This is a genomic window from Cupriavidus sp. H19C3, assembly GCF_049393815.1.
In the GTDB taxonomy this organism is placed as follows: Bacteria; Pseudomonadota; Gammaproteobacteria; order Burkholderiales; family Burkholderiaceae; genus Cupriavidus.
On the sequence record NZ_CP184985.1, the window covers coordinates 1,695,879 to 1,705,474 of the forward strand.

Genomic DNA, 9,596 nt, shown 5'->3' on the forward strand with positions numbered 1-9,596 from the left:
TGGTCCCGCCGACAGGAATCGAACCTGTATCTAGCGCTTAGGAGGCGCTCGTTCTATCCATTGAACTACGGCGAGCGGACCAGCGCCCCCCATGCAGGGAGCAGGGGCGGAGTATATCAAAAGGATCTGCGGAAAGGCGCACAAGCCGGCGCACAAGTCCGCGCACAAGTCGGCCGGGAATACAGCGCATCCCTTCGTGGGCGTTGCCCGGTCGGGGGAGCGCCGCATGAAACGGATGCGCGGCATGGTAGCGCGCGTGGTACGCGCTGCCGATGGCCGACCGAAAATTGGCCTCGCTCCGGGCGGCGTCAGCCATCGCCTCGGCGCAACGACACGGTTGAATCGTCTGCATTGTTACGACTCGCGCGTCGTCAGCACATGAAGGTGGTCACGGTCGGCGACACGCCGCGTGTCGCGCGTGGGAGAAAACACGCGCGGAATGTGCGAGCGGCGCCGTTGTTGAGCGCCGGCCCGGGCGCGCGTCTCCGGATGCGGGCTTGCGTGCGCGCATACCGGTGACAGAGCGCGATCGCGCGCGTCGCCGCGATGGCACCTGCGGCCGTTGCGGGATCGGCAGCTCTCCCAATCGATCAGTCCGGACATGATGGTCTCCTTGTTCGAGGCGTCGCGGTCAGGCCGGACGGAGTCCCGACTGCAGCAGTTGGCGCAGCAGTTGCAGGACGGTATGGAGGGCCGCGCGCGGATGGCGCAGGCAGGCTTCCACCTGCTCGCTGCGCGCGGTGCCGAGCACGCACCACGTGCAGAAGTGTTCGCAGTTGTTGGTGAGCAGGTGGTAGCGGTCTTCGCCAAGGCGCGAGCGCGCACGCAGTACGGCGTCCTCGCCGAGGTAGCAGGCGCATGGTTGCGCGCGGACCGCCACGGCATGGCCCGCGGCAAACGCCTCGAGCGAGGTTTCCTCGACCGGACCGGTGCGCAGCGCATGGCAGAAGCCGGCATAGTGAATGACACGGCCGTGCCCGATATAGATGCCGTGGTGGGCGTAGCCATGGCGTTCCGTCACGAGATGCGCGCCCGGCAGGTAGGCGTCGGCGGCGCGTTCTGCTTGTGGTTGTTGATGGGAGTTCATGGCGGCGTCTCGGTGCGGGGCAATGGTTGGTTGGTGCCAACCCAACCGCATCAAGCGTGCCAGGGATTGCCGGCCACGGTACGGCAAGGGTTTGCGGGCAATCGACCGTGCGGGCCTGTCAGATTTTTAGTGTGCCGAGGCCATGAGACGATAACGGAAATAACGTCCTATGACCGATGCAACCGTGACCAAGAAGAGCAAGAACCCGAAGGCGCCGAAGCTGTTCCCCGATGAGCTGATCGATCAACTGCTTGCCCAGGTGCAGAGCAAGGATGCCGAGTCGATCCTGGGCGAATCGGGCTTGGCCGGCCAGCTCAAGAAGCAACTGGCCGAGCGCATGCTCGCGGCCGAGTTGAGCCACCATCTGGAAACCGAGGCCGAGCAAGGCAAGGCGGGCAACCACCGCAACGGCACAAGCCGCAAGACGGTCCTCACGCCCAACGGCGAACTGACGCTGGATATTCCACGCGATCGGCAGGCGACGTTCGAGCCGCAGTTGGTCGGCAAGTATCAACGCCGGCTGCCGGGCTTCGACGACCACGTCATCAGCATGTATGCGCGCGGCATGAGCGTGCGCGAGATTCAGGGCCATCTGCTGGAACTGTACGGGCTGCAGGTGTCGCCCGATCTGATTTCCACGGTCACCGACGAGGTGCTGGCCGACGTCGAGCAATGGCAGCAACGCCCGCTCGAGGCCATGTATCCGATCGTGTACTTTGACGCGCTGCGGCTGAAGATCCGCGACGAAGGCACGGTCAAGAACAAGGCGGTCTATCTGGCGTTGGGCATCCGCGCCGACGGCCGCAAGGAAGTGCTGGGTTTGTGGATCGAGCAAACGGAAGGCGCCAAGTTCTGGCTGAAGGTCTTCAACGAGTTGAAGAACCGCGGCTTGCACGACATCCTGATCGCGGTGGTCGATGGTTTGCGCGGCTTCCCCGAAGCGATCGAGGCGGTCTATCCGGCCGCCCAAATCCAGACCTGCATCGTGCATCTGATCCGCAATTCGCTGAATCTGGCGAGCTGGAAGGACCGCAAGTCGCTGGCTGCCGCGATCAAGCCGATCTATCAGGCCGCCACGGCCGAGGCGGCGGCAGCGGCGCTCGACGCCTTTGCGCAGAGCGAGTGGGGGCGCAAATTCCCTACCGTCGCGGCCATGTGGCAGCGCCAATGGGAACAGGTGATCCCCTTCTTCGCCTATCCGCCCGAGGTGCGTCGAATCGTATATACGACGAACGCCATCGAGAGCATGCACATGCAGTTGCGCAAGATCGTCAAGAACCGCGGCCACTTCCCGAGCGACGAAGCCGCCAGCAAACTGCTGTTTCTGGCCTTGCGCAACATCGAAAAGGATTGGAAGATGCCGCCTATCACCTGGCGGCAAGCAGTCAATCAGTTCGCCATTCTGTTCGGCGAGCGATTCACCGCCGCCATCAGCTGAGATCTTTTAACCGACCTCAGCACACGAAATTCCTGACACGTCCGACCGTGCCCGCGCCGCAGCGGATGTCGTGGCGGCGCCAACAGGGCGACGCCGATTGTGTTGGTATGCGGGCGTCTGTCGCGCGCCAATGCGGCGCGCGTGGAGGAGCGGCGCCTACCTGCCCGACTAGTTGCCACTGCCTCCCCCCACGGCCTACCCCACCCACTACCTTCCCCTCCTACCTACCCGACTACCTACCCGACCACCTACCCGACCACCTGCGCAACGGACTACCCGATTACCTCCCGTCACCCTCGCCGACCAGCGCGCGATCCGACACGGTGGTGGCGAGCAGCCACCACGCTGCCGCCCAACTGTTGGCGCCCACCCAACCGCCTGACTACCGCGCTCTCCCGTGCCGGCAAAAACACCAGCCAAATCAACCGGTTGCCGCCACCGCCAGAACTGGCACACCACTTGCTGCTGTCAGGTCGTCCACGACCGGAGACCCATCATGGCGACCCTCACCATCCAGGACCTCGATGTCCACCGCGAACTCGATTTCCGCGCCATGTCGTGCATCCGCGGCGGCGGCGCGCCGTGGGTGTTCGGGTGGATCCAGCCCTATGTGGCGGCCCGCCCGTCAGCGTCGGGCCCGGTCGTCAATTTTTACGAGATCAACTACAGCTTCTATGCTGAACAGATGAATAATCAGTTCCAGACCATCGACGTCCGCAACGACGCGCCGAATTCCTCCATCAGCGTCGACGCGGGCCAGGGTGCACGGAACCAAGGCCGGCTGGTCTGAGCCGGTCCGGAACCCGCGGCCGCCGCGATCGCCGCGGGCCTGCCGTTGAAGCTGCCCCCGGGGGGCGGCGCTTGCGCGGAGCCGCTTTTGATCCGCGCCGGAGAGCACCGTGACCTGCGCAACGCAATTCCGCTGGACATCCGCCGCCTGCTCGGACGTCGGACTGGTCAGGGAACGCAATGAAGACGCCTGCTTCGATGCCCCCGAGCGCGGCATCTGGGCGGTGGCCGACGGCATGGGTGGCCATGCGGTCGGCGACTTCGCGAGCCGCGCCATCGTGCAGGCGCTCGCCGCCATGCCAACGCCGGACGATCTGGACACGGGACTCGCCACCGCGCGCGCGACGCTCCAGGGCGTCAACCAGGTTCTGGTCGACGAGGCCGCGCGCATGCAGGTACGCGTGATCGGTAGCACCGTGGTCACGCTGATCGCCTGCGCGCGCCGCTGCGCCTGCCTGTGGGCGGGCGACAGCCGCCTGTACCTGTTCCGCGACGGCCATCTCAAGCAACTGACGCGCGACCACAGCCAGGTGGAGCGTCTGCGTGCACGGGGGCTGATCACCGCGGAGCAGGCCAGGCGGCATCCGGCCCACAACACCATCACGCGTGCGGTCGGCGCGGCGGCGGCGCTCAATCTGGAACAGCTGACGCTGGAGATCGGCGATGGCGATATGTTCCTGCTGTGCAGCGACGGCCTGAGCAACGAAGTCGAGGACGACGCGATTGCCGCCGTGCTGGCCAGCGGCGACTGCGCGGCCGCTGCGCGTGAACTGGTCGGCCAGGCACTGGCCAACGGCGGCCACGACAATGTCTCGGTGATCGTGATCCGCGCGGAAGATGTCGGCGGCGGATCGGACCGGACCCTGCTGAATCCCGAGGTGTGAGTACTACGGATAGCGTGGATTGGCGCGGATTGGCGCCGGCAGCGCGGATAGCGCCGCTCGCCCCGGCCGCGCTCAGCCATGCTGATCCGTGGTTACCCACGATTGCCGCGAAAATCCTTCGAATGGATGCCGTGCTTCTTCAGCAGCATCTGCACGTGCGAGCGGTTCATGTCGAAGCGCCGTGCCAACTCCGCCACGGTGCCGCCCACTTCCTGCAGGCCGCGCTCCAGGAACGCGCGCTCGGCCTCATCGCTGGCGGCGCGCTTGGCTTCGCTGAGCGAGGTGGCCGTGGCCGCATCGGCGGCCGTGCCCTTGCCGCCTGCCATTGCCGGCGCCGCCGGCATGGGCCGGATGTTCTGCGGCAGATGGGCGAGATCGGCGGTATCGCCGGCCAGGCAGGAGATGCGGTACATCACGTTGCGCAGCTCGCGGATATTGCCCGGATAGTCGTAATGCAGCAGGAAGTCGCGCAGGCGCGGCGTCAGCTTGACCGGCCGCCGCTTCAACTGCCCCGCCGCCTCGTCGCCAAAGTACGCCACCAGCAGCGGAATCTCGTCACGCCGTTCGCGCAGCGCCGGCAACGTGACATGAATCACGCTAAGCCGGTAATAGAGGTCCTCGCGGAAGGTACCCTCCTGGCTCATGCGCCGCAGGTCCTTGTTGGTCGCCGCCACGATGCGCGTGTCGACGGCAATGACCTCGTCCGACCCCACGCGCTGGATCTCGTGCGCTTCCAGCACGCGTAGCAGCTTGACCTGCCCGGTCAGCGGCAACTCGCCGATTTCGTCGAGAAAGATCGTGCCGGTATGCGCGCTCTCGAACTTGCCGCGGCGATCGTTGCTGGCGCCCGTGAACGCGCCCTTCTTGTGGCCGAACAGCTCCGACTCCAGCAGGCTGTCGGGAATCGCCCCGCAGTTGACCGAGATAAACGGCTTGTCCACGCGCGCGCCGTTGGCGTGGATGACCTTGGCCATCAGCTCCTTGCCGGTTCCGCTCTCGCCGTCGATGAGCACGGGGAGATCGGTCGGCGCGGCCTTCTCCGCGATCTCCAGCGCTTCCAGCAGCCGCGGGTTGTCGCCAAAGGTCCCCTCGAATACGAAGCTGCGCTCCAGCAGCGCCTGGCGCCGCCCGCGCGAGGACAGCACCACGGGCTCGACCTCGGGCTCGGGTTCCTGCGTGGCCGCCTGGACGAAGCGCTCCTTGTGCGACAGCCCCATGACCTCGTCGCGCAAGGTGGTGGCCTGCTTGAGCAGCTTCTCGATGTCGGGGCGTTCGAGCCGGGACGACCAGCGCAGCGTGGAGCGCAGGATCTCGATCTTCTCGATCAGTCCGGCAAACGACGCCGACGAGGTGATCGCATTGCGGGCGGAAGCGAGTGGCGAAGTCCGCGACGAAGTAAGCGACGGAGTAAGCGGCGAATCGAGCGGCGAATCGAGCGGCGAATCGAGCGACGAATCGAGCGAATTGCGGGGCGAGTTGAGGGGTGAGGTGCCCGGCGTCCCCTGATTGAATAGTTTCATGCCGCGCTCAGCTGTTTCTGGACCAACTGGTAGTACATGCCGCGCCGTGCCAGCAGTTCCTCGTGCCGGCCCTGCTCGACGATCGCGCCCTCGTAGAGCACGAGAATCTTGTCCGCCTGCATGATCGTGCTGAGCCGGTGCGCGATGATCACCGCGGTACGCCCGCGCAGGATGTCCTGCATATTGGCGAGGATATTGCTCTCCGACTGGGTATCGAGTGCGGAGGTGGCTTCGTCGAACACCAGCAGGCGCGGGTCGTGATACAGGGCACGCGCAATGCACAGCCGCTGGATCTGTCCGCCGGACAGCCCGATGCCGCGCTCGCCCACCACCTGCTCGTAGCCAAGCGGCAGCCTGGCAATGAACGCATGCGCGTCCGCCATCTTGGCCACTTCCTCGATGCGCCGCCGGTCCGGACTGTCGTCGCCGCAGGCGATGTTCTCGGCAATGGTGCCCGAGAACAGCAGATTGGTCTGCATCACGTAGCCGACCTGCGCGCGGAAAAACTCGGTATCCACCACGTTGAGGTCGTAGCCGTCGACCATCATCGCGCCCTCGGTCGGCTTGTAGAAGCCGACCAGCAGCTTCGCCAGCGTGGTTTTGCCCGAGCCGCTGCGCCCCACCACCGCCACCATCTCGCCCGGCCGGATATGGAGGCTGATGTTCTCCAGCACATAAGGCGTCTCGTCGCCGCCATAGCGAAAGTACACGCCGTCGAGCGAAATCTCGCCCTGCAGGTCGGGCAGCATCACGCGCGACAGCACATCCTGCGGCTTCTGCTCCGGTTCGAGGTCGAGCACGTCGCCAAGCCGCTCCATCGCCACGCCGGCATCGTTAAGCTGGCCCCACAGGGCCACCAGCCCCATCAGCGGCGCCAGCACGCTACCCATGAATGCATTGAAGGCGATCAGCTGGCCAATGGTCAGCTCCCGCTCCAGCACCAGCGTGGCCCCGACCCAGAGCACCGCGATGGTGGTCGCCGCATTGAGCAACTGGCTGACCAGCCCCACCAGGATATGGAACGACTGCGCCTGGTACTGGCGGTCGAGCGCCTTGGCGTACTTGCGCTCCCAGCGCAGCCGCACCGGCCGCTCGATGCCCATGCCCTTGACTGTCTCCGCCCCGCCCAGCGTTTCCATCAGGTACGCCTTGGCATCGGTGGACGCGGTGAACACGTCGCGCGCATAGGTCTTGAGGCGCGGCGTCGCCACCACGGTGAGCGCGGCGATGGGAATCACGAACGCGATCAGCAACAGGGTCAGCTTCACGTTGTAGACGAACATGATGCTGAAGTAGATGAACACCATCAGCAGGTTCAGCGCCGTGGTCACGGTCGACTCGGTCAGGAACGCGCGGATGGTCTGGTTCTCCTGGAAGCGCGCAAAGATATCGCCGGTCTTGCGCTTGGCAAAGAATGACAGCGGCAGCGACAACGTGTGCTTGAAGAAGTGCGACATCATGGCGAAGTCCATGTTGCGCACCATGAAGTTGGCCAGGTATGCGCGGATGGTCGCCATCAGCTGGGTGAACACATTGGAGATGACGAGGCCGGCAATCAGCAGGTGCAGCAGCCCGACGTTCTGGTGGACCACCACACCGTCGAGGATGTTCTGGATGATCAGCGGCGGCACCACGCCCAGCAGCTGGATCACGAACGTCGCCAGGAACAGATGTGCCAGGATGCGCTTGTACGGCGACAGGTAACCAATAAAGCGCAGCCACGGCGAGCGCGCGACCGCGAGCTGCGTCATCGACTCGCCCGCCGTGAACAGCAGGCAGGTGCCGCTCCAGCCGCGCTCGAACTCCTCGGTGCTCATCTTGCGGAAACCCAGGGCCGGGTCCGCCACCCAGACCCAGCGTGCCGACACGCCGTATACCACCACGTAGTGATAACCCTCCCAATGCACGACGAACGGCAGTTCGAAGCCGAGCAGCGCATCGCGCGTACATTGCACGCCGCGCGTGGTAAAGCCAAGCGATTCGCCGGCGCGTGCCAGGCTGTCGAGCGTGGCACCGGCGGTGGTCACGTTGGCCAGTTCGCGCAGTTTGCCAAGCGTCATCGGTATGCCGTAGTGGCGGCAGATCATGCCGAGGCACGCGGCGCCGCAGTCCATCTCCTCGGCCTGCTCGACCAGCGCAAAGCGCCGGATCAGGCGTTCGCCGAATTCCGGCTTCGAGTGCAGGTCCAGCAGCACCGGACGCTTGCGGCGCTCGGCCAGTTTCTTCTGCCGATGCAGCTCCCGGTCGATCACGCGGATGCGCTCCTCCAGCACCTCGCGCAGGCGCGGATTGCGCTCCAGGATCAACTGCACCGTTTTCTCGGGTATCACCAGCAGCCGCGCGTCGGTCTCGGCGATGGCCGAGGCAATCTGCTCCTGGCGCATCACGCAGGCGCGCTCGCCAAAGATGTCGCCCTGCCCCAGCGTAGCGAGCGGATAGGTGGTGCCATCCTCATTACGCACGATGCGCACCGTGCCCTGCCGCACCACGTAGAGCCGACGATCCTCGCGCCCGTCCTGCCGCAGGATCTCGCGGCCGGCCGTGACGCGCTTGACGCCGACGCTGCGCACCGCTTCCTCGAGCTCGGTCTTGTCGAGCTTGCCGCGCAGGTCGAACAGCCGGGCCACAAAGCCCCCCGCCGAGTTGATCGCGACGTAGCTCGTGATAAATGCCAGCGCGGCCGGATTGGCGGCCACTACCGCCTCGCTGACGACGCGCGGGATGCACAGCAGCTCGGTCTTGCCCGAGGCCCGCACCGACGATTCGTGCCGGTATTCGCGCAACATGGCGATATCGGCAAACACTTCGCCGGCCTTGCGCACGCCCATGCTGATTTCCTTGCCGTGTTCCTCGTTGAACACGCGCACCGAGCCGCTTCTGACAATAAACAGGCCGTCGGCCGGCTCGCCCGCGTTGCAGACCGTATCGCCAAAGCCGAACGCCAGCGTGCGCGCGCTCGCCGCCAGCCGGTCGAGCTCGTCGCGGGTCAGCGGTGACAGGATCTCGACGGTGGCAAGAAAGTCGGCCAGCGCGCCCGCCGCCTGCCCCGTTGCCTGTCCCGGTGCCGGCGCCGCGCCGCTGCCAAGGTCCATCCCGGGATCGCTAGCGGGCTTCGATGACATGTTCCTGCGCCCTTGCCATCAGCCAGTCCTCGCGCAACAGGCGGCGCACTTCCACCGCCACGTCGTCATCGAGCCGCGCCGGATGCTTGGCGCGCACCAGGAATACCTCGAAGCACGAACGATCGGCGGCGGGAAACGGCCCCAGCAGGTCGCCCGGTTCCGCGTTGAACACCTTGGCCTCGATCTCGCTCTTGAGCGAGCCGCGCAGCACCTTGCCGATCTCGCCGCCCTGCTCGCGCGTATCCGCCAGCGAATGTTCGCGCGCCAGATCGGCAAACGCGTCGGGATCGTCCCGCAGATACGACACCAGCTCGCGCGCCTTGCCTTCGCTATCCACCACGATATGGCTGATCTCGATGCTGTCGAACTTCGGCGAGTTGAGCTGGAAGTATTCCTCCACGGCGGCGTCGCTGCAGATGCGCGCCATCATCTTCTCCTGATACAGCCCGTCCGTCACAAACGTCTCGAACTCGTCCAGGCCGATGCCGAGCGCGTCGAGATAATGGTTCATGTCGGCCGCGCGGTGCAGGCCCTGTACGCGGCGAAACTGGTCGGCGCGTTCCTGGATTTCCTCGGGCGTCAGCGTCACGCCCTGCCGTCGCGCCGCGTGCACGGTCAGCTTGTCGCGCACGAGCTGCTCCACCAGCCCCTCGAACTGGCCGGTCAGCTTGAGCACGCGGATGAATTCGTCGACGTCGATCACCTCCTCGTCGATTCGCACGATGGCAGTCATCGCTTCCTCCTTGTTTCTCTGAT

At 65.6% G+C, this 9,596-nt stretch carries 8 protein-coding genes and 1 tRNA gene; 3 read left to right on the plus strand and 6 right to left on the minus strand.

Features of this window, described 5'->3' with window-relative positions; translation table 11 throughout:
• The 3 genes from DFLDMN_RS07830 to DFLDMN_RS07840 form a co-directional block, all read right to left on the minus strand.
• A tRNA-Arg gene (locus DFLDMN_RS07830) sits at window positions 1-75 on the minus strand.
• Window positions 76-354: 279 nt separating this feature from the next.
• Window positions 355-603: a hypothetical protein gene (locus tag DFLDMN_RS07835; RefSeq protein WP_423197899.1), complete on the minus strand. Its 249-nt coding sequence runs from the start codon at window positions 601-603 to the stop codon at window positions 355-357.
• 28 nt (window positions 604-631) lie between these two features.
• Window positions 632-1,087, minus strand: coding sequence for a lecithin retinol acyltransferase family protein (locus DFLDMN_RS07840; RefSeq protein ID WP_423197900.1), 456 nt, complete (start codon window positions 1,085-1,087; stop codon window positions 632-634).
• Window positions 1,088-1,256: 169 nt separating this feature from the next.
• Between DFLDMN_RS07840 and DFLDMN_RS07845 the strand changes: the two genes are divergently transcribed.
• From DFLDMN_RS07845 to DFLDMN_RS07855, 3 genes are all read left to right on the plus strand, one after another.
• Window positions 1,257-2,525: an IS256 family transposase gene (locus tag DFLDMN_RS07845; protein WP_025647994.1), complete on the plus strand. Its 1,269-nt coding sequence runs from the start codon at window positions 1,257-1,259 to the stop codon at window positions 2,523-2,525.
• A gap of 496 nt (window positions 2,526-3,021) precedes the next feature.
• Entirely contained in the window at window positions 3,022-3,315 is a 294-nt protein-coding gene (locus DFLDMN_RS07850) for a hypothetical protein (RefSeq protein ID WP_423197901.1), read from the plus strand.
• A 109-nt stretch (window positions 3,316-3,424) separates the two neighbouring features.
• Entirely contained in the window at window positions 3,425-4,198 is a 774-nt protein-coding gene (locus tag DFLDMN_RS07855) for a PP2C family protein-serine/threonine phosphatase (protein WP_423197902.1), read from the plus strand.
• A gap of 92 nt (window positions 4,199-4,290) precedes the next feature.
• Here the strand turns inward: DFLDMN_RS07855 and DFLDMN_RS07860 are convergent, their stop codons facing one another.
• Genes DFLDMN_RS07860 through DFLDMN_RS07870 form a run of 3 tightly spaced genes read right to left on the minus strand, consistent with a single transcriptional unit; the run spans window position 4,291 to window position 9,573 of the window.
• A complete protein-coding gene (locus DFLDMN_RS07860; RefSeq protein ID WP_423197903.1) occupies window positions 4,291-5,718 on the minus strand; it encodes a sigma-54 interaction domain-containing protein in 1,428 nt (475 codons plus the stop codon).
• Window positions 5,715-8,840 carry a peptidase domain-containing ABC transporter gene (locus tag DFLDMN_RS07865; protein WP_423197904.1) on the minus strand — a complete coding sequence of 1,042 codons (3,126 nt, stop codon included), beginning with the start codon at window positions 8,838-8,840 and terminating at the stop codon, window positions 5,715-5,717. The genes DFLDMN_RS07860 and DFLDMN_RS07865 overlap by 4 nt, the downstream gene beginning before the upstream one ends.
• Window positions 8,821-9,573 carry a peptidylprolyl isomerase gene (locus tag DFLDMN_RS07870; RefSeq protein ID WP_423197905.1) on the minus strand — a complete coding sequence of 251 codons (753 nt, stop codon included), beginning with the start codon at window positions 9,571-9,573 and terminating at the stop codon, window positions 8,821-8,823. Before DFLDMN_RS07870 ends, DFLDMN_RS07865 begins: the two co-directional genes overlap by 20 nt.
• Window positions 9,574-9,596: the final 23 nt, after the last annotated feature.

Bases quoted from the DNA above. Each gene is read 5' to 3' on its own strand.
- DFLDMN_RS07835 (WP_423197899.1), bottom strand. From the start codon at position 603: ATGTCCGGACTGATCGATTGGGAGAGCTGCCGATCCCGCAACGGCCGC.
- DFLDMN_RS07840 (WP_423197900.1), bottom strand. From the start codon at position 1,087: ATGAACTCCCATCAACAACCACAAGCAGAACGCGCCGCCGACGCCTAC.
- DFLDMN_RS07845 (WP_025647994.1), top strand. From the start codon at position 1,257: ATGACCGATGCAACCGTGACCAAGAAGAGCAAGAACCCGAAGGCGCCG.
- DFLDMN_RS07850 (WP_423197901.1), top strand. From the start codon at position 3,022: ATGGCGACCCTCACCATCCAGGACCTCGATGTCCACCGCGAACTCGAT.
- DFLDMN_RS07860 (WP_423197903.1), bottom strand. From the start codon at position 5,718: ATGAAACTATTCAATCAGGGGACGCCGGGCACCTCACCCCTCAACTCG.
- DFLDMN_RS07865 (WP_423197904.1), bottom strand. From the start codon at position 8,840: ATGTCATCGAAGCCCGCTAGCGATCCCGGGATGGACCTTGGCAGCGGC.
- DFLDMN_RS07870 (WP_423197905.1), bottom strand. From the start codon at position 9,573: ATGACTGCCATCGTGCGAATCGACGAGGAGGTGATCGACGTCGACGAA.